Origin of the sequence: Leptolyngbya sp. DQ-M1, from assembly GCF_039962505.1 — a bacterium.
Lineage (GTDB): Bacteria > Cyanobacteriota > Cyanobacteriia > Leptolyngbyales > Leptolyngbyaceae > Leptolyngbya.
Genome location: NZ_JAMPLJ010000008.1, coordinates 75,101 through 93,486, shown reverse-complemented (window position 1 = coordinate 93,486; position 18,386 = coordinate 75,101). Strand labels below are relative to the sequence as shown.

Sequence of the window (18,386 nt, the reverse complement as noted above, 5' to 3'; positions counted from 1 at the left end):
CCCTATAACTGATGCTGTGTGCTCAAATCCACACAAATGTACAGTATAGTCGCTCGCGAATTACTCTTTATGCCTCGCTGATCCGTGGATCAGATTGTTGGATCAAATTGTTCGCCGATCGCTCATGCCACGCTCGATCGCACAAAGCTTGGAATTTGCATCGCTATAGATTGATAGAGCGCAGTTGAGTCAGCAGCAGCGTTAGCAAGCGGGGAACTTCTGGGAATTTTGAGAGCAATCACAAACTCTTTTGCTGGCTCGACCTGAATAATTTCTGCATCAGTTGTAGAGCTTCAGGGTACAGTATTGTCCTGAGCCTCAAGCATCACTGAATTCCTGAATCTAAATCGTTCTTCGTTTCTTGTTCGTCCAAGCTTCTGTGGCGTGAATGTGATTACCCTAACTCTCTTGCATCCCGATCGGCTAACGCCCGTTCAGCACTGGACATTTAATGACGGTTCAACCGTCCGGGTGGGTCGATCGACAGATAATCAGGTTGTCCTCTACAGTGCCGTTGTTTCTCGCTACCATGCGGAAATTCGACGAGTCAATTCGTCTTGGGAACTGGTTAGCCTGGGCGCAAACGGCACGTATTACGAGGGCAAAAGAATTTCACAAGTGCCAATCCGCGATGGCATGATTTTTCGGTTGGCACGTTCAGGCCCAAATTTGCAAATTCATTTGGGTCGTCCCGATCCCGCGCTGCTGAAACGAGCCTCTGAGTCCACCCGTATTCCGGCTCAAGCTGTAAGCAATACCGTCGCTTACCACGGGGAAGACGATAAGACGCAATTGCTACAACCGTCAAAGATTGGCTTAACCTCAAAAACGACGATGGACTCAAGCCAGTCAAGTTATGCATCGGCAAATCCAGATCCCTGCACGATCGGACAATATCACTCGATCAAGCTTTTGAGTCGAGGCAAAATGGGTGTGACTTACGTAGGTCAGTATGCGGGCGAAGCCGTTCTCCTCAAAACGCTCCATTCGAGTTGGCTGAATCATCCGGAGGCGTTGTCGTTGTTCGAGCGGCAGGCAAAGCTGCTGCGATCGTTGAATCATCCTGGGCTTCCTCGTTGGTGCGATTTTTTTCGCGTGGACGGGCAGCCGTTTTTAGTCACAGAACTGATCGCAGGAAGAACGCTCTTTCACCACATTCTAGAGCGGGGCAAAGTCGATCTCAAGCAAGCAGTCGATTGGATGATCGAGGTGTGTGAAATTCTGGATTATCTCCACGCACAAGCTCTGCCCGTTCTCCATCAAGATATCCGTCCCTCCAATATTATTTGTCGATCGCATTCGACTTCTTCTTACCAGTTAGCGCTGGTTGATTTTGGCGGGGTGCGCGGACTAAGTTTAGATAAGCTAGCTGCTACTTATCTCGCTCCAGAGCAGAAATTTGGACAAGCAACCGTTTTATCGGATTTATATGCGATCGGCACCACACTCTCGTTTTTGATTTCAGGTCAGCCGCCGCACTTGTTCTACCGCCAATGGCAGCAGGATTATCGCTTTAGTCCCGATTTGATTCCGGGACTGTTACCAGAGTTGGTTGAAGTGCTGTATCGACTAACAGAGCCAAATCCGAACGATCGCTATCAGTCGGCACGCGAGGTAGAAGCGGCGTTACGATCGCTCGTTTAATGCGAAGATGGAATCCGTTTGATTTGATCGAGCTTCATGAAGATTGCAACCTGGAATGTCAATTCGATTCGGACTCGTCTGGCTCATGTAACCCAGTGGCTCATCGACAATCCGATCGATCTGCTGTGTGTGCAGGAAACAAAGGTCGTCGATGAATTATTTCCGCATGAAGCGATCGCCTCGGTTGGGTATCACGCTTATGCGTTTGGGCAGAAGAGTTATAACGGGGTCGCGCTGATTAGTCGATCGCCGCTTCAGGCAGTGGATTTAGGGTTTGGGGCAATTTTGCCGGCAGAAATTGTCGGCGATTTGGACGATCAAAAGCGGGTGATTAGTACCGTGTTGAATGGTGTGCGAATTGTTGATCTCTATGTTCCGAATGGTTCAGCCGTAGGCAGTGAGAAGTATGAATACAAGCTGCGTTGGTTGAAAGTATTGCGCGAATATTTGCAGACGTTACTTCGGCAGTTTCCATCTTTACTGGTGTGTGGTGACTTTAATATTGCGCTTGAAGATATTGATATTCACAACCCAAAAGGACGTGAGAAGCAAGTGATGGCAACTGATTTAGAGCGGGAAGCGTTGCGTCATGTCTTAGCTCTTGGACTCTCCGATGCGTTTCGGAAGTTCACAACCGAAGGTGGACACTATAGCTGGTGGGATTATCGATCGGCGGGATTCCGTCGCAATGCAGGCTGGCGGATTGATCATCATTACCTGACACCGAATCTCTATGAGCGGGCGATTTCTTGTGTGATCGATCGTGCTCCCCGCGAACTTGAACAACCAAGCGATCATACGCCCGTGATTGTAGAACTCTCCTAACGCAAATTCAATCAGTTAATTTATGCAATTTGTATATGCTCCATTCATCAACGTAGGAACACAATCGCTGACATTGATCTCTGCTGCCAACTCGACATCTTGTTCAAAACCTCGCTGAATTAGTTCTTGACCGGAGCTACATTGCTTGATCAGATGGTTTAGCGATCGCAAGACCCCTTCATACGCCGCGACTGCTAATTCCGCTTCTGGTGATCGACTGCCGTTTAAACCATTGATCACCGCTCCCGCTCCGATCAAATCCTCGAAAGAAGGACGCAGGCTACCGTTCTCCCAGGTTTCTCCTGCTGGAATCACCGCGATTCTTCGTCCGTATTGCATTGCCGCGATCGCAACAGCTTGATGATTTCTCAAACACCCAGTTAGAGTCGGAGTTGTGCCTGTGATACGACTTAAAGAAGACCCATTTGGAGAGGGAAGCACCAGTCGAGTTCCTGGCTCGATCAAAAGCAACGAAGTCGGAGATAAAGAGTACCTCCCACTGCCACGCTTTTCGGCAATTTCTGCCCCTACGGATCGAGCAAATGCGTTGGCAAATTCATCTTTCCACTGATACGGAAACACGATCGCGCCTCGACGATTTGCAATCTCAATGCAAGTCGAAAACGAAAGAACATCAACAATAATGACAACATCACTGATAGGCGCTAACCGCAAAACCCCCTGCTGACCCCATTCACAGCGCACCTCAAATTGAGCTTGATCAAAGTTCATCCTAGAAGACTTGTTCTCCATTTTAGAACCTAAGTCCGATCGCAATTGCGACGATCGCACCAATCAAGGTATTCAAAATATTCACAACATCGTGAGTGAGAAATGGAACTTTATCTTCGATCGTCGCCCCAATCAAGCTCTCGATCGTCGTAGCAACAAATGCCGCGATCGCACAAATGACAACTCCGATCGGGTTGATTAATCCCAGTAACCAACCGACGATCGCGATCGCGATTGAGCCGATCACACCTGCGATCGTGCCTTCTAAACTCACGGCTCCTTCTGTTCCACGCGGCACAGGCTTCAATGTCGTAATTAAAAACGTTCGTTGACCATACGCTTTCCCAATTTCTGTGCCGCAAGTATCGGATAGCTTGGTACAAAAACTCGCGACAAATCCTAATTGCAGCAACACAACCCAAGGCAACGACGGCGGAAGAACACCATTGGACAGCAGAAAGACTAAAATCGCGCAAATTGCACCAACGAGCGCTGATCCCCAAACATTTCCGGCTCCTCTGGCTCCCGATCGCGCTTCTGCAATCCCCAATTCTTCTTTCTGCGCCTTGCCCACGAAGGTCACACCAGATCCGACGAGAAAATAGAACATCACTAGAAGATAGCCCTGCCAGCCGAGACAGCCCCAGATGATGACTCCTAAAATCCAAGCATTTACCAGCCCACCTGGAGTGAGCAGTTTTTTCGGAACGATCGCAGCGACTCCAAGCAGAACCGTGTTGACTACGATCGCGATGAGCCAGTCTGAAGCAATTGGGGGCATAATTCACAGAAAAAATTCGCCATAATTAATTGTGGCATTTCTATGGCTGGCGCGATTATGTCTTCAGTGCTGTTTCATCTAGCGTTTCCGGTTCGCGATATTCCCACGACAAAAAGCTATTACGTAGATGGTTTAGGCTGTGGTTTAGGGAGAGAAAACGCACAGTCTGCGATTCTGAATCTGTACGGTCATCAACTCGTCGCGCACGTTACACCTGATGCGATCGCACCGCAAACAGGCATCTACCCGCGTCACTTTGGGCTTGTGTTTACCGATGAAGCTGACTGGAGAGCTTTGCTCGATCGCGCTCAGCAAAAACAACTGACGTTTTATCAACAGCCAAAACAGCGCTTTCTCGGTACTCCACTCGAACACCGCACCTTTTTCCTGGTTGATCCGTTTGGCAATCTGATGGAGTACAAATATTACGCTCATCAAGACGCAATTTTTGGCAATCAAGATTCAGAGTTGATCGGCGATCGCACTTAATCCAATTCGCGCCTGCCTTCGAGTGCCCGTGCCAGCGTTACTTCGTCGGCATATTCCAAATCGCCCCCCATCGGTAAACCAAAGGCAATCCGAGTCACACGGGTAAAAGGCTTCAGCAAACTACCGACATACAGCGTTGTCGTTTCGCCTTCCACACTGGGACTAATGGCAAGAATGACTTCTTCCACTTTTTGCTGGCTCACTCGTCGAACCAATTGCTTGATATTGAGTTGTTCCGGGCCAATGCCGTCGATCGGCGAAATTAATCCACCTAAAACGTGATACTTCCCGCGATATTCCCGCGTTTTTTCCAGCGCAATCACATCACGAGAATCTGCCACGACGCAGATCGTTTTGGCATCACGCTGGGGCGATCGACAAATTTCGCAGACAGGTTCTGCCGACAAATGACCGCATACAGAACAATACCCAACCTGTAGCTTCGCTTCCATCAACGCCATCGCCAAAGCTTTCACTTCTTCTTCGGGGCGTTTGATCAGATGCAAAGCTAAGCGCTGGGCTGATTTGGGGCCAACACCAGGGAGGTGCTGCAATTGCTCGATCAATCGAGCTAAAGGGCGTGTGTAAACCGTTGTCCTTCCTCCGATTCGCTCTTGTCGATCGTAGCGCAAACCGCCTCTATCCGGGGGGCCAAGACAGCGATCGACCGCCTAAAATATGCAAGTGCAAATGATACACGGTTTGACCGCCATCTTCACCTGTGTTAATCACGAGACGATAGCCGTTGGTCAGTCCTTGTTGTTCTGCAACTCGTTTAGCGGTCAGAAGCAGGTGCCCCATTAAGGCATGATCTTTAGATTCTGCATCCGAGAGTTTGGCGATCGGTTGCTTGGGAATCACCAAAATATGAACAGGCGCTTGCGGGTTCACGTCGCGAAATGCCAGCGCTAGATTATCCTCGTAAACGATATCCGCCGGAATTTCTTTGCGAATGATTTTGCCGAAAATGGTATCGGTCGGGTCGCTCATACAGGCAAGTAAAATCAGTTCGCTGAATATTGTATCAATCTTGTTGATATGAAAAAGTTAACAAATTTGCAAGCGTTCGCGATCGAGAATGTTTTACTAAAGTTAGCAAGACTACATTCGAGGAAGATTTTTCGTGGAACGTTTCATTCTAGTGCTAGAAGAAAATCCAGAACATACGCTTTTAATTCAATCTGCGTTTCAGCAAGATGCTTTTCAAGTCAAAGTGATCGCTGATGGCACAAGCGCAATCAATTTCTTACAGCGTCGCGGCGAATATTCTGAAGCTCCGCGCCCTGATTTAATTTTACTCGACCTGAATTTATCTGGAAAATCGGGGCAAGAGATATTAACAGAATTAAAGTCCGATCCGAAGCTGAGACGAATTCCGGTTGTGATCTTGACTAGCTCTGATCGAGAAGAAGAAATCTTTCAAAGTTATACGCTGCAAGGTAACAGCTACGTTATTAAAGCTTCGGATCGCGATCAATTATCACAAATCATTCAACGAATTAAAGATTTCTGGTTAGGAATTGTGACTTTACCATTAGAGTGAGCGCTCATTTCTCCAGAGCATACAGATAAGTAAAAACAACTAAGCAAAAATAATTGAGCAAAAACAATTGATCTCACAATAAAATTACTTCGGTTTTATTTAACAATCTGGCTTAGTTTTCTAAGTTATGCTGCTGACTGAGAGTAGAAATAGAAATGCGGCAGCTTAAGATTTGAACTCTGCATCATCGGTCGAAAAGCTCCCACATAAAGCACAATATTTTCGCGCCCTAGGCGTAAGGACAGCTATGACCGATATCACTTTGGAAGCGCAACCCAGTAGCTTAATCAGCTTGAAACAACCCTCAATTCACCGCTTAACTCAGATTCAGCCGCATGGTATTCTATTTGTCTTACAGGAACCCGATCTAACTGTTCTGCAAGTGAGCGGAAATACGAATTCTGCTCTTCAGATTGCTCCAAGCAATTTGTTGGGTAAAGCGATCGATGAAATCTTTGATTCATTCCAAGTTGAGCGCTTTCGGGAAGGATTAGCCGCAGATAATTTAGACTTTATCAACCCGACAAGAGTTTGGATCAGAAAAAGAGGCGATGATTACGCCGTATTTGATGCAGTGTTTCATCGGAGTGCAGATGGATTCTTGGTGTTGGAATTAGAGCCTGCATTAGCTCAAGAAAACATTCCGTTTTTAAGCTTCTATCACCTTGCGAAAGCTTCGATTAATCAGCTACAAGCAACAGCAAATCTACAAGATTTCTGTCAGATTATTGTGCAAGAAGTTCGGAAAGTGACGGGGTTCGATCGCGTCATGCTCTACAAATTTGATGGCGATGGTCACGGAGAAGTCGTTGCAGAAGAGAAAATCGAAGAACTAGAGCCTTATTTTGGCTTGCATTTCCCAGAATCAGACATTCCTCAGCCTGCGCGTAAGATGTTTGTCTCAAACTGGATTCGTGTGATTCCAGATGCTCATGCTGAACCTGTTTCGCTCTATCCTGCTCATAATCCTGTCACTCAGCAACCGACAGATTTAACGCTATCAATTCTGCGGAGTCCTTACGCCTGTCACGCTGAATATTTGCACAATATGGGCGTAGGCGCATCGCTGACCATTTCATTGATGAAAGACCAAAAGCTCTGGGGATTAATTGCTTGTCATCATCGCACCCCGAAAGCCGTTTCTTACGAACTACGCAAGGCTTGCGAATTTTTAGGTCGAGTCATTTTTGCGGAAATTTCTACACGCGAAGAAGCCGCAGATTATCACTATCGAATGCACCTAGCACGAGTGCATTCTGCATTGATTGAATCAATGTCTGAAGCGGAGAATTTTATTGATGGCTTAATTCAATCTGAGCTGAATTTATTGGATTTAGCAGATGCAAAAGGGGCTGCGATTTGTTTTGGAGGACGCTGGACAACGATCGGGCAAACGCCATCCGAAGAAGAACTAAATTACTTAGTGCAATGGCTGGCGAAAAACGTCGATGACGAAGTGTTTTATACCAGCGAATTACCCGCTATTTATTCGGATGCAGAGCGCTTTAAGCACGTCGCTAGCGGATTATTAGCGATTCCCATTTCAAAACGGAGCTACGTGCTTTGGTTCCGCCCCGAAGTGATCCAAACCGTGAATTGGGGGGGTGATCCCAATCATGCGTATGAACTGCAAGAAGTGGGCAATGAACGTCGTCTCTGTCCGCGTAAGTCGTTTGAATTATGGAAAGAAACGGTTCGGCTGAATTCATTGCCGTGGAAACCCGTTGAAATTCAAGCAACCCTTGAATTGCGAAAAGCGATCGTTAACATCGTGCTGCGACAAGCGGAAGAATTGGCACTCTTGGCACAGGATTTAGAGCGATCGAACGCAGAACTGAAAAAGTTTGCTTATGTTGCCTCTCATGATTTACAGGAGCCGCTGAATCAAGTTGCAAACTATGTGCAACTGCTCGAAATGCGCTACCACGACTCCCTCGATCAAGATGCCACGGATTTCATCGATTTTGCGGTCGAAGGGGTGAGCTTAATGCAGACCTTGATCGATGATGTTTTGGTGTATTCAAAAGTCGATCTCAAAGGTATTGAATGGCAACTCACCGATGCGGAAACGGCTCTGAATCATGCATTGAGTAATTTGCGTGGACGCATTGCCGAGACTGGAACTCAGATTACTTTTGATCCAATGCCGCAAATTGTGGCAGACGGGACTCAATTGATGCAACTGTTCCAAAATCTGATTGGGAATGCGATCAAATTCAAGGGCAATCAGCCGCCACACATTCATATTGGCGTTCAGCGACAGGAAGATGCTTGGCTCTTCTCAGTCCGAGACAACGGTATCGGCATCGAGCCGCAATTTAACGATCGTATTTTCGTGATCTTTCAGCGGTTACATACCCGTGATGAATATCCCGGATCAGGCATGGGATTAGCCATCTGTAAAAAGATTGTCGAATGCCATCGCGGACGCATCTGGGTCGAATCGGAAATCGGTCACGGCGCGACTTTTCACTTCACCATCCCCGTTGGAGGACGAGATCCCAGCCATGCGATCGGACAAAAGAAAAACTATCTTTTTAATCGAAGATAACCGAGGCGATATTCGGCTTATCCAGGAAGCGCTCAAAAGCACCGCAACTGAATGTGAAGTTATTGTGGCGCGGGATGGGGTCGAAGCAATGCAACTCCTTCAGAGTCAGGAAACTTACCCAGACCTGATTCTGTTGGACTTGAATTTGCCGAGGAAGGATGGACGGGAAGTGCTCGCCGAGATCAAAGCTGATCCGTCGCTGAAGCACATTCCCGTCGTTGTGCTGACGACCTCGCGCAATGAGGAAGACATTCATAAGAGCTACGATCTGCACGTGAATTGCTATATCGCCAAATCCCGCAATCTGAGCCAGTTGTTCAAAATCATTCGGGGGATTGAAGAGTTTTGGCTAGACACCGCCACATTACCGATCAAAGTCGGACAGAGTCCCACTTAGAACAGCGTCCCTGTGTCAAAGTGCTACTGGTCGAAGACAATGCAGCAGAAGCGCGACTGTTGCAAGAGATTCTAAAACACACGATCGAATGCCGATTTCAGCTTGTCCCAGTGCAGCGAATGCGCGAAGCGCTCGCGCTGCTGGAATCTGAGGCATTCGATGTTGTCTTGCTGGATCTCACGCTGCCAGATAGTGCGGGACTCGATTCGCTGAATACGATGCTGCGGCATTCTCCCAATCTCCCGATCGTGGTTCTGACCAACACAAACGACGATCAGCTTGCCATTCACGCCGTCCGACACGGCGCTCAGGATTATCTCGTGAAACGGCAGATCAATCCGGATACCTTTATTCGCTCCATTCGATATGCGATCGAGCGCAAACAGGCAGCAGAAGCGCTCCGAGAAGCAAACGATATTCTTGAACATCGTGTCCAAGAACGGACAAGAGAACTGGAAACGGCAAATCAGCGGCTGCAACAAGAAATCGATCGTGCTCAGAAAATCCAAGAGCGGCTAGAACTCGCACAAAAAGCCGCAAAAATGGGCAGCTTTGAATGGAACCTTCACACCCAGGCAATGGCTTGGACAGGCGAGGTCGAAGCGCTTTACGGCTTAGTACCTCATAGTTTTGGTGGCACTGCTGCCGATTGGATTGCGTTGATTCACCCGGACGATCGCGCCAAAATCGAGCAAGAATGCCAAAGTGCGATCGCGCAGCTCCACGGACTTGACATCGAATTCCGTATCCTGCAGCCCAACGGCAGCATTCGTTGGATCGCCGTTCAAAGCAGCGTCTTTGCATCAGAGCTGAATTCGCCACGAATGCTGGGAATTCACATGGATATCACCGAGAAAAAACAGCTTGAAGCCCAGTTTTTCAGAGCGCAACGGCTCGACAGCCTCGGAACCCTAGCAAGCGGAATTGCTCACGATCTCAACAACATTCTGACTCCAATTCTGGCAGTCACTCAACTGCTTCCGCTCAAACTTCCCAATCTCAGCGACCAAAACCGCGTTCTGCTCACCACTGCCGAAACCAGTGCCCGACGCGGAGCCGATCTCGTGAAGCAAATTCTAGCGTTTGCGCGAGGCGTTGAGGGGCGACGAGTCAGCCTACAACTCCGTCACGTCCTTCGCGAAATTCAGCACATCATTCAACCCACCTTTCCAAAATCGATCGACCTTCACACAGACATCGCACCCGACCTTTGGACAATCACAGGCGATGCGACTCAGATCCATCAGATTCTAATGAACCTGTGCGTGAATGCTCGCGATGCGATGCCCGACGGCGGAGCGCTGACGCTTAAAGCCGAGAATGTCACGATCGACGCCGCGATCGCTCGCTTGCATCTGGAAGCCCAAGTCGGGGCTTACGTTTTGGTTACAGTGACGGATACGGGAAGCGGCATCACTCCGGACAATCTTCAGCGAATTTTCGACCCCTTTTTCACCACCAAAGACATTGGCAAAGGCACAGGTTTAGGACTCTCCGCTTTGCTCGGCATTGTCAGAAGCCATGGCGGATTTGTCGATGTTCACAGTCAAATCAATCAAGGCAGTCAGTTCAAGATTTATCTACCTGCCACTTCTACGATCGAACCCCCCGCCCCGCTGGATTCCAAACCGTTATCTGGTGAACAGACCCTAATTTTGATTGTCGATGACGAAGCAGCCATTTGTGAAACTGTGCAAGCCACACTGCTCGATTACGACTACCAAGTGCTGACCGCTGCGAGTGGCTTAGCCGCGATCGAGCTTTTGACGCAATACAAAACTCAAATTCGCACGGTTTTGCTCGATTTGATGATGCCATCGCTGGATGGATTTGCCACGTTACCCCTCCTGCGGCAGTGGAATCCTCAACTGTATGCGATCGCCATGAGCGGAGTCGCTTCTACAGAAGTCGTTGCCCAAGCAGAAGCACATGGCTTTCAGGGATTTTTGCAAAAGCCATTTACAACACAGGATCTCGTGAGCATCCTGTCTCACGATCGCGCTTTACCGCAGAATACAGGGTACTCTACCGAGAGGTAAAAACTGAGGTAAGGAATGCTGGCAAGGGTTTGGAGTGCGTCACTCATTGGAATCGATGCCGTAAAAGTCGGCGTTGAAGTCGATGTTGCGGGAGGATTGCCAGGAATTGTTGTAGTGGGATTACCCGGAACCGAGGTTCAAGAATCAAAAGAGCGGGTTAAAACGGCGATCAAGAATTCCGGATTTGCATTTCCGATGCGGCGAATCGTGATTAATTTATCACCTGCGGACTTGCGGAAGGAGGGACCAAGCTTTGATCTTCCGATTAGTATCGGCATTCTCGCAGCAGCAGAACAGATTCAAACCGAAACCCTAGATGAGTATTTGTTCTTAGGCGAAGTTTCGCTCGATGGCAGTTTGCGTCCGGTAGCGGGAGTGTTGGCGATCGCGGCTGCCGCAAAACAACTTGGCATCTCTAACTTAGTCGTGCCTGCCGATAATGTTCGAGAAGCGGCGGTGGTCAAGGATCTCAACGTTTACGGCTTCAAGCATTTATCTGAAGTCGGCGCGTTTCTCAACAATCCGATTGGTTACATTCCGGCTCAAATTGATACCGCGCTTGAGATGGCTGAGATGCAAATTTCGGCTCCCGATTTGCGCGATGTCAAAGGTCAAGCCCATGCAAGACGCGCCCTAGAAATTGCTGCGGCTGGCGGACATAACCTCATTTTTGTCGGGCCTCCAGGCAGTGGAAAAACGATGCTGGCGCGAAGATTACCTGGAATCATGCCGCCCCTGGAGTTTGAAGAAGCGTTAGAAGTCACTCAAATTCACTCGGTCGCGGGACTCTTGAAAGATAAAGGATCACTCATTGGCGATCGTCCGTTTCGCAGCCCGCATCATTCGGCTTCGGGTGCGGCGTTGGTTGGCGGCGGTACGTTTCCGCGTCCGGGTGAGATTTCGCTGGCACATCGAGGCGTTTTATTCCTGGACGAATTAACAGAATTTCGACGCGATGTTTTAGAGTTTTTGAGGCAGCCGCTGGAAGATGGCAACGTGACGATCTCTCGAACCCGGCAATCGGTTTCTTTTCCGGCGCAATTTACCTTAGTTGCCAGTACCAATCCTTGTCCTTGTGGATTTTATGCAGATACAGTGCAGCCTTGCACTTGTTCACCGAGAGCAAGAGAGCAATATTGGGCGAGATTATCTGGTCCGTTGATGGACAGAATTGATCTGCAAGTGGGGGTGAATCGACTAAAGCCCGAAGAAATTACGCAGCAACCCACCGGAGAAGATTCAGCAACGGTACGCGCTAGAGTTCAACAAGCCCGAGATCGCGCCGCTTTCCGCTTCAAAGACACTCCCCTGCGCTGTAATGCCGAGATGCAGAGCGCTCATTTACGCCAGTGGTGCAAACTTGACGATACAACACGATCGCTGTTAGAAAATGCCATTCGACGGTTGGGATTATCGGTGAGGGCGAGCGATCGCATCCTTAAAGTGGCAAAAACGATCGCAGATTTAGCAGGCGACGAGACGTTACAAGCGCATCATGTTGCAGAAGCGATTCAGTATCGAACGATCGATCGAATGCAATAGAGGTTGCTTCTATGGTGCAGCGCTGACCATCATGCTCTCTTCCTGAGCAAGTTCAGCCGCTTTGCGCTTTAGCGTAATGACTGTCACTTCTGGCGCACAGAACAATCGCCCCGGAAAATAGGTTCCTAAACCGCGATTCACATACAGCCGATTATTTCCGACTTGATGAAAGCCTTTCACCCATTCCCAGCGTTTCATCACGCGGTAACAAGCGGCTAACACAGGAATACGATGCCGAACTTGCTTGGGTAGATTGCGGTACAAATAGGCAGACAGAACTGAGACATTCAAAATTCCCGGAATAATGATTTGTCCACCGTGGCTATGCCCCGAAAGCTGTAGATCTACGCGATATTTTTGCAGCGAATCGGCGCAGTCAGGGTTATGCGCGAGGACAATCCGCGCCAAATCTGCGGGAAGTTGCTCCATTACCGCCCCTGCTTTTTGCTTAAATGCACCTGTCCAATAATCAGCTAGACCAACCAGTGCAAGTCCTTCGCCAAGCGGGTAGGCGACCTCATTCCACAGCACTTGAATTTCAACTTGTGCGAGGGCATCGGTAATGATTTGCTTGCTGTTGCGACCGTACAAATCATGATTGCCCAAAATTCCATAGATGCCCGATCGCGCTTCTACCTGTTTCAATCGCTTGGCTAACTCATAGATTGGAGCCGGATCGTCAGTGACAAAATCGCCTGTAATTACAACAAAATCCGCTTCGGCTTGATTGGTTGCCTCGATCGCTTGATTCAGCACTTTCTCAGATAAACGCTTGCCGTCGTAATGTAAATCCGAAAGTTGAACGAGTTTTGTTCCATCTAAATGAGCAGGGAGATTGTCGATCGCAACGGTCAGGGTTTCGACTTTGACAGACTGATTGAATAGGGGCTGCATATCGTTGTGGGTTAAGGCGCTCTCAGCTTAACAAAACTTACCCAGATTCAACTGATTATGAAAGTTTGGTCAAGAATGCTAAAAGTCTCTGACTATTTGGCGTAAGCAGGGTTTTTCGATAAGCATCTGCGGCTTTTTTGATCGCTTCGGCTTGCGTGGGATAAGGATGAATTACGCTGGATAAGGTGTTTAAACCGCGTTTGCCGACGATCGCAAAAGTAATTTCGCTAATCATTTCGCCTGCGTGACGGGCGACGATCGTTGCTCCCAAAATTTGATCTGATCCTTTTTTGTGCAAAATTTTGACAAATCCGTTGGTTTCTTCATCTGCAATTGCGCGATCGACTCGCTCTAACGGAATCTTGATAACTTCAGCGTTTGGAGCTTCACTCAGTCCAACTTGGGCAATTTCAGGATCAGTGTAAATAGCTCTGGGCATGACTAAATTGCTGAGCTTCGATCGACTTAATCCAAACGGTGAAAAGAACGCATTTTTAATCACAATTCGCGCTGCGGCATCGGCTGCATGAGTATATTTCCAGCCCATACAAATATCACCTGCTGCATAAATTCGTGGGTTTGTAGTCTGCAAATAATCATTCACTTTCACGCCTTTTTTGTTGTAATTAACGCCAGCCGCATCTAGATTTAATCGCTCTACGTTGGGCGATCGACCCGCTCCAACTAATATTTCATCAACCGTAGTCTGCTGTGAATTGAAGTGAATGACTTTTCCCTGATTAGTTTTTTCAACTTTATCGATCGAGCTATTAAAAACAATCTGAATTCCCTCTTTTAGAAACACTTGCTGTAGGAGTTCTGCGGCTTCGGGATCTTCACGATCGAGCAATCGATTTTTGTTATGAAATAGCGTGACTTCACATCCCAAACGTCGGAAAGTTTGCGCCATTTCACAGCCGATCGAACCGCCGCCAATAATTGCTAATCGATTCGGGCGATCGGTTAATGAAAAGACCGTTTCATTCGTCAAAAATCCTGCTTCCGCCAATCCTGGAATATCGGGATGGCTGGCACGCGCTCCCGTAGCAATTACAGCTTTTTTGAATCTAAGAATTTGATCGCCAACCGCAATCTGCTCTCGATCCAAAAATTTCCCTTCACCCAGAAATACATCAACTCCAAGTTCTTGAAATCGTTGGGCTGAATCGTTCTCGCTGATTTCCGCTCGCACTCGCCGCACCCGTTCCATCACGGCTGCAAAATCGACTTCAATTTGATCCGGTGGCATCACTCCGAACGATCGCGCCTGCTGCATTTCTCCGACCACGCGAGACGATCGAATCATTGTTTTCGACGGCACACAGCCGACATTGAGACAATCGCCGCCCATGAGATGCTTCTCAATTAAGGCAACTTTCAACCCAATTCCTAATCCTGCCGCTCCTGCAGCAACCACTAAACCCGCCGTCCCCGCACCAATTACGATTAGGTCATACCGTTCCGCAGGTTGTGGATTGCTCCAATCGAGCGGATGAACGCGAGAAACCAGCAATTCATTGTGAACATCGATCGGAGAAATGAGTGAGTTTTTCATGTGATTAATTCTGTTCTAAACCGTTATCCTGCAATGCTTTTCGAGCAATTCGCGTTACATACACCGATACAATCACTGTAGCAATCAACCCGACGATGCGAATTGCCCATTGCATCGATTGTGCTTCTTGGCTCAATTGCGTTGTACCGATCGTTGCCAAACTCCCCGCTAGCGAACCGATATACACATACATCACAGTGCCGGGAATCATGCCCACACAACCGATCGCATAATCTCTCAGCGTTACCCGCGTCACTCCAAACGCATAGTTGAGCAACGTAAACGGGAACACAGGCGATAACCGAGTCAAAATCACGATTTTTAATCCCGATGCCGCCACCGCCTCGTCGATCGCTTTGAATTTTGGGTTTCCTTCAATTCGTTGTGTCACCCAACCCCGCGCCAAATAGCGTCCAATCAAGAACGCCGCGATCGCCCCGCAAGACGCTCCAACGAACACATAAATCGATCCCCACACCACCCCAAACACGGCTCCCGCTCCGAGCGTTAGAATCGTTCCGGGAATGAAAAGAACGGCAGCGAGAACATAGAGAGCCATGAATACGATCGTACCTAACGCGCCAAAATTCTGAATCCAAGTAAGAGCCTGTTGCAGCATGAGTTAGAGAAAGTTAAAAGGTTGAAAATCGATGTAGCATCTGCCCTGTGTAAGAATTTGTAATAAAAACGTTCATCAATTCGACATACCTTAGTAAATAACGCAACAGGGTGATTCTGGCATTTAGGGTACGATTCCGGGTTCAAAGCTTTGAAGGGCACTGGATTCAGGAACTTAATCTAAGGTTTGGGATCACAAGCGAACATCAAACGCCAGCGAATCACTTAAATTTACAGTGTTGGGAAGTTTAGAATGAGCAGCAATTTAGCAACAAAACTTCGCGAAGGAACCAAGAAAGCTCACACAATGGCGGAGAACACAGGCTTCATCGCGTGTTTTCTAAAAGGAACGGTAGAAAAGGAGTCCTACCGTAAGCTCGTTGCAAACTTTTACTTTGTTTATTCGGCAATGGAAGAGGAAATGCGCCGCCACAAAGACCATGCAATCTTGTCAAAGGTGTACTTCCCCGAACTCGAACGTAAAGAAGCGCTAGAGCAAGATTTAGCTTATTATTTTGGCAAAAACTGGCGTGAGCAAGTTGCTCCTTCGAGAGCGACTCAATCCTACGTTGCACGAATTCACCAAGTTGGCAGCAGCAATCCTGAACTCCTGATTGCTCACTCTTACACCCGCTACATTGGTGACCTATCCGGCGGTCAAATTCTCAAGAAGATTGCCCAAAACGGCATGAATTTGACTGAAGGAGAAGGCACGAACTTCTATGAGTTCAAACACATCTCCGACGAGAAAGCCTTCAAGAAAGAGTATCGCGCTCGGCTCGATTCGATGGCGATCGACGATGCGATGGCTGATCGAATTGTTGAAGAAGCGAACGATGCGTTTGGCATGAACATGGAAATGTTCAAAGAGCTAGAAGGCAACTTGATTAAAGCGATCGGACTTGCTTTGTTTAATGCTCTCACCCGCAGACGCGGACGGGGTAGCACCGAACTGGCAACGGCAGAAAATTAGAAATTTGCTTCTCAATCGGTTGAATCCTGGAGGCTACGGTGAAGAAAATCATCGAGTTTCCAGGATTCGTTGTTTGGAATTGGTACGATCGGCGACGGTTCGATTCGATCGAATATTGATACTCGCGGACACGCGCCGCATGAACTGAAGGCAACGGACTTAAATAAACTATGGCTGCAAAGATTCCGGTTACGGTCATTACTGGCTTTTTAGGCAGTGGAAAAACAACCCTCATTCGTCATTTGCTACAAAACAATCAAGGTCGGCGAATTGCAGTATTGGTCAATGAATTTGGAGAACTGGGGATCGATGGAGAACTCCTAAAATCCTGCGAAGTTTGCCCCGAAGACGAAACCAGCAACATTGTTGAACTCACCAACGGCTGTCTCTGCTGCACCGTCCAAGAAGAATTTCTTCCGACGATGTTGGAGTTACTCAAGCGTCGAGACAGCTTAGATTGCATTTTGATCGAAACTTCTGGTTTAGCATTGCCGAAACCATTAATCAAAGCATTCCGCTGGCATGAGATTCGCAATGCAGCAACCGTTGATGGTGTGATTACCGTTGTCGATTGCGAAGCTGTTTCCACAGGCACTCTTGCGGCTGATCTGCAAGCCGTTGAAGCCCAACGACAAGCTGATCCCAATCTCGATCACGAAACCCCACTGCAAGAACTGTTTGAAGATCAGCTTGCCTGTGCGGATCTGGTGATTTTGAATAAAACCGATCTCGTCGATATGGAAGCGCAAGAGCAAGTCCGATCGCTCGTCGAACAAGAACTTCCCAGAGCCGTGAAAATCGTCGAAAATGGGCGGAACGATCGCGAACTCGATCCAAGTTTGCTGCTTGGGTTCAATGCGGCAGTTGAAGAGAACTTAGCCGCTCGTCCAAGCCATCACGACAGCGAAGAAGAACACGATCACGATGATGAAATTCAATCGACGCATCTGATCCTGGATCGATCGTTTGATCCGAATCAACTGCGATCGCGCTTAGAAAAACTGGTTCAAGAGCAGGAAATCTACCGTGTGAAGGGATTTGTGGCGGTTCCTGATAAACCGATGCGATTAGTTGTTCAAGGGGTTGGCTCAAGATTCGAGCATTTCTACGATCGACCTTGGAAACCGGATGAACTGCGACAAACTCGATTGGTCTTTATCGGCAAAGATCTCGACTCCAATCGGTTAGCGGCACAGTTTGCTTAAACGACCATTTCGCCGCATTCATCAACCAGATAGCACAATGCTCGGAAGCGCAGACCCACGAACTGATCGTAGAGCGGATTTAGTTTGCACATCGGCGGAATATGCGCGATCGTGCGTCCAAAGAGTTTGATGTCGCGCTCAAACGGGCATTGTGCGGGGATCAGTTTGCAGACGAGATGAGCAGATTTGCGATCGTGAATTTCAATGGAATCTAACCAGCTGCGGATTGGCTTCAGTAAGTCAAGTTTGGAGTGGGGTTGACCAGCCGACGAAAGTGGAAAATCAAAGGCAAATTGCGATTCAGACATGATGACCTTCCCAAAGAGATTAAGAGAGTTTTGCTCTTTTCAAGGCTGAGGAAATGATCTCTTTTCTTACTATTAGATACAGAGCGAATCTGAGATTTCCGTGAGTTTTAGAAGGGAGATAATCCTAGCTTTGATAAAGATTGAGTGAAATAAGTCGGGTAAATTAATAATCTAGATTTACGATTCAACATACCCATATATACGTCCGAACTCTTCAAGTTATGCAGAAATCTAGTTCAGTTATTTCTGTTTTTTTCTGAAGATATTTCCATTAAAGTGATCCCCGAAAT

General features: G+C 47.9%; 18 protein-coding genes. 10 read left to right on the top strand and 8 right to left on the bottom strand.

Features of this window, described 5'->3' with window-relative positions; all coding sequences use genetic code 11:
- Nucleotides 1-384: 384 nt before the first annotated feature.
- Complete coding sequence (locus NC981_RS21155) at nt 385-1,644, top strand: FHA domain-containing protein (protein WP_348244721.1); 1,260 nt, start codon at nt 385-387, stop codon at nt 1,642-1,644.
- Between the two features lie 36 nt (nt 1,645-1,680).
- Entirely contained in the window at nt 1,681-2,469 is a 789-nt protein-coding gene (xth, locus tag NC981_RS21150; protein WP_348244720.1) for an exodeoxyribonuclease III, read from the top strand.
- A 15-nt stretch (nt 2,470-2,484) separates the two neighbouring features.
- Here the strand turns inward: xth and NC981_RS21145 are convergent, their stop codons facing one another.
- Nucleotides 2,485-3,201 (bottom strand): 2-phosphosulfolactate phosphatase, encoded by a 717-nt coding sequence (locus tag NC981_RS21145; RefSeq protein ID WP_348244719.1) that lies wholly within the window; start codon nt 3,199-3,201, stop codon nt 2,485-2,487.
- Between the two features lie 22 nt (nt 3,202-3,223).
- A complete protein-coding gene (locus NC981_RS21140) occupies nt 3,224-3,982 on the bottom strand; it encodes a TIGR00297 family protein (protein WP_348244718.1) in 759 nt (252 codons plus the stop codon).
- A 57-nt stretch (nt 3,983-4,039) separates the two neighbouring features.
- On the opposite strand from NC981_RS21140, the gene NC981_RS21135 reads away from it, so the two are divergent.
- On the top strand, nt 4,040-4,471 hold the full coding sequence (locus tag NC981_RS21135) for a VOC family protein (RefSeq protein WP_348244777.1): 432 nt from the start codon (nt 4,040-4,042) through the stop codon (nt 4,469-4,471).
- Here the strand turns inward: NC981_RS21135 and recR are convergent.
- Together recR and NC981_RS21125 are read right to left on the bottom strand one after the other, a co-directional pair.
- Nucleotides 4,468-5,079: a recombination mediator RecR gene (gene recR / locus NC981_RS21130; RefSeq protein WP_190379344.1), complete on the bottom strand. Its 612-nt coding sequence runs from the start codon at nt 5,077-5,079 to the stop codon at nt 4,468-4,470. The two genes, NC981_RS21135 and recR, sit on opposite strands and share 4 nt — an antisense overlap.
- 31 nt (nt 5,080-5,110) lie before the next feature.
- A complete protein-coding gene (locus tag NC981_RS21125; protein ID WP_348244717.1) occupies nt 5,111-5,461 on the bottom strand; it encodes a histidine triad nucleotide-binding protein in 351 nt (116 codons plus the stop codon).
- 133 nt (nt 5,462-5,594) lie between these two features.
- On the opposite strand from NC981_RS21125, the gene NC981_RS21120 reads away from it, so the two are divergent.
- The 5 genes from NC981_RS21120 (at nt 5,595) to NC981_RS21100 (ending at nt 12,543) form a co-directional block, all read left to right on the top strand.
- Nucleotides 5,595-6,014, top strand: coding sequence for a response regulator (locus NC981_RS21120; protein WP_348244716.1), 420 nt, complete (start codon nt 5,595-5,597; stop codon nt 6,012-6,014).
- Between the two features lie 247 nt (nt 6,015-6,261).
- Complete coding sequence (locus NC981_RS21115) at nt 6,262-8,565, top strand: ATP-binding protein (RefSeq protein ID WP_348244715.1); 2,304 nt, start codon at nt 6,262-6,264, stop codon at nt 8,563-8,565.
- Nucleotides 8,522-8,962 carry a response regulator gene (locus NC981_RS21110; RefSeq protein WP_348244714.1) on the top strand — a complete coding sequence of 147 codons (441 nt, stop codon included), beginning with the start codon at nt 8,522-8,524 and terminating at the stop codon, nt 8,960-8,962. The genes NC981_RS21115 and NC981_RS21110 overlap by 44 nt, the downstream gene beginning before the upstream one ends.
- The gene (locus tag NC981_RS21105; RefSeq protein WP_348244713.1) at nt 8,911-11,001 is read left to right on the top strand and encodes a response regulator; all 2,091 of its coding nucleotides are present in this window, start codon (nt 8,911-8,913) and stop codon (nt 10,999-11,001) included. Before NC981_RS21110 ends, NC981_RS21105 begins: the two co-directional genes overlap by 52 nt.
- Nucleotides 11,002-11,016: 15 nt before the next feature.
- Complete coding sequence (locus tag NC981_RS21100; protein ID WP_348244712.1) at nt 11,017-12,543, top strand: YifB family Mg chelatase-like AAA ATPase; 1,527 nt, start codon at nt 11,017-11,019, stop codon at nt 12,541-12,543.
- A 9-nt stretch (nt 12,544-12,552) separates the two neighbouring features.
- Here NC981_RS21100 and NC981_RS21095 read toward each other — a convergent pair whose 3' ends face one another.
- From NC981_RS21095 to NC981_RS21085, 3 genes are read right to left on the bottom strand one after another with little or no spacing between them, the layout of a single operon-like run.
- Nucleotides 12,553-13,437 carry a metallophosphoesterase gene (locus tag NC981_RS21095; RefSeq protein WP_348244711.1) on the bottom strand — a complete coding sequence of 295 codons (885 nt, stop codon included), beginning with the start codon at nt 13,435-13,437 and terminating at the stop codon, nt 12,553-12,555.
- A gap of 55 nt (nt 13,438-13,492) precedes the next feature.
- The gene (locus NC981_RS21090) at nt 13,493-14,992 is read right to left on the bottom strand and encodes a mercuric reductase (protein WP_348244710.1); all 1,500 of its coding nucleotides are present in this window, start codon (nt 14,990-14,992) and stop codon (nt 13,493-13,495) included.
- Between the two features lie 4 nt (nt 14,993-14,996).
- The gene (locus NC981_RS21085) at nt 14,997-15,611 is read right to left on the bottom strand and encodes a TVP38/TMEM64 family protein (protein WP_348244709.1); all 615 of its coding nucleotides are present in this window, start codon (nt 15,609-15,611) and stop codon (nt 14,997-14,999) included.
- Nucleotides 15,612-15,863: 252 nt separating this feature from the next.
- Here NC981_RS21085 and NC981_RS21080 point away from each other — a divergent pair, with 252 nt between their 5' ends.
- Nucleotides 15,864-16,583: a heme oxygenase (biliverdin-producing) gene (locus NC981_RS21080; protein ID WP_348244708.1), complete on the top strand. Its 720-nt coding sequence runs from the start codon at nt 15,864-15,866 to the stop codon at nt 16,581-16,583.
- 170 nt (nt 16,584-16,753) lie between these two features.
- Nucleotides 16,754-17,788 carry a cobalamin biosynthesis protein CobW gene (cobW, locus tag NC981_RS21075; protein WP_190377324.1) on the top strand — a complete coding sequence of 345 codons (1,035 nt, stop codon included), beginning with the start codon at nt 16,754-16,756 and terminating at the stop codon, nt 17,786-17,788.
- On the opposite strand, the gene NC981_RS21070 is transcribed toward cobW, so the two are convergent.
- Nucleotides 17,785-18,096, bottom strand: a complete 312-nt coding sequence (locus NC981_RS21070; RefSeq protein ID WP_348244707.1) for a Mo-dependent nitrogenase C-terminal domain-containing protein — start codon at nt 18,094-18,096, stop codon at nt 17,785-17,787. The genes cobW and NC981_RS21070 overlap by 4 nt on opposite strands.
- Nucleotides 18,097-18,386 lie beyond the last annotated feature (290 nt).

Bases quoted from the DNA above. Each gene is read 5' to 3' on its own strand.
- xth (WP_348244720.1), top strand. From the start codon at position 1,681: ATGAAGATTGCAACCTGGAATGTCAATTCGATTCGGACTCGTCTGGCT.
- NC981_RS21145 (WP_348244719.1), bottom strand. From the start codon at position 3,201: ATGAACTTTGATCAAGCTCAATTTGAGGTGCGCTGTGAATGGGGTCAG.
- NC981_RS21140 (WP_348244718.1), bottom strand. From the start codon at position 3,982: ATGCCCCCAATTGCTTCAGACTGGCTCATCGCGATCGTAGTCAACACG.
- NC981_RS21135 (WP_348244777.1), top strand. From the start codon at position 4,040: ATGTCTTCAGTGCTGTTTCATCTAGCGTTTCCGGTTCGCGATATTCCC.
- NC981_RS21125 (WP_348244717.1), bottom strand. From the start codon at position 5,461: ATGAGCGACCCGACCGATACCATTTTCGGCAAAATCATTCGCAAAGAA.
- NC981_RS21115 (WP_348244715.1), top strand. From the start codon at position 6,262: ATGACCGATATCACTTTGGAAGCGCAACCCAGTAGCTTAATCAGCTTG.
- NC981_RS21110 (WP_348244714.1), top strand. From the start codon at position 8,522: ATGCGATCGGACAAAAGAAAAACTATCTTTTTAATCGAAGATAACCGA.
- NC981_RS21100 (WP_348244712.1), top strand. From the start codon at position 11,017: ATGCTGGCAAGGGTTTGGAGTGCGTCACTCATTGGAATCGATGCCGTA.
- NC981_RS21095 (WP_348244711.1), bottom strand. From the start codon at position 13,437: ATGCAGCCCCTATTCAATCAGTCTGTCAAAGTCGAAACCCTGACCGTT.
- NC981_RS21090 (WP_348244710.1), bottom strand. From the start codon at position 14,992: ATGAAAAACTCACTCATTTCTCCGATCGATGTTCACAATGAATTGCTG.
- NC981_RS21085 (WP_348244709.1), bottom strand. From the start codon at position 15,611: ATGCTGCAACAGGCTCTTACTTGGATTCAGAATTTTGGCGCGTTAGGT.
- NC981_RS21080 (WP_348244708.1), top strand. From the start codon at position 15,864: ATGAGCAGCAATTTAGCAACAAAACTTCGCGAAGGAACCAAGAAAGCT.
- cobW (WP_190377324.1), top strand. From the start codon at position 16,754: ATGGCTGCAAAGATTCCGGTTACGGTCATTACTGGCTTTTTAGGCAGT.
- NC981_RS21070 (WP_348244707.1), bottom strand. From the start codon at position 18,096: ATGTCTGAATCGCAATTTGCCTTTGATTTTCCACTTTCGTCGGCTGGT.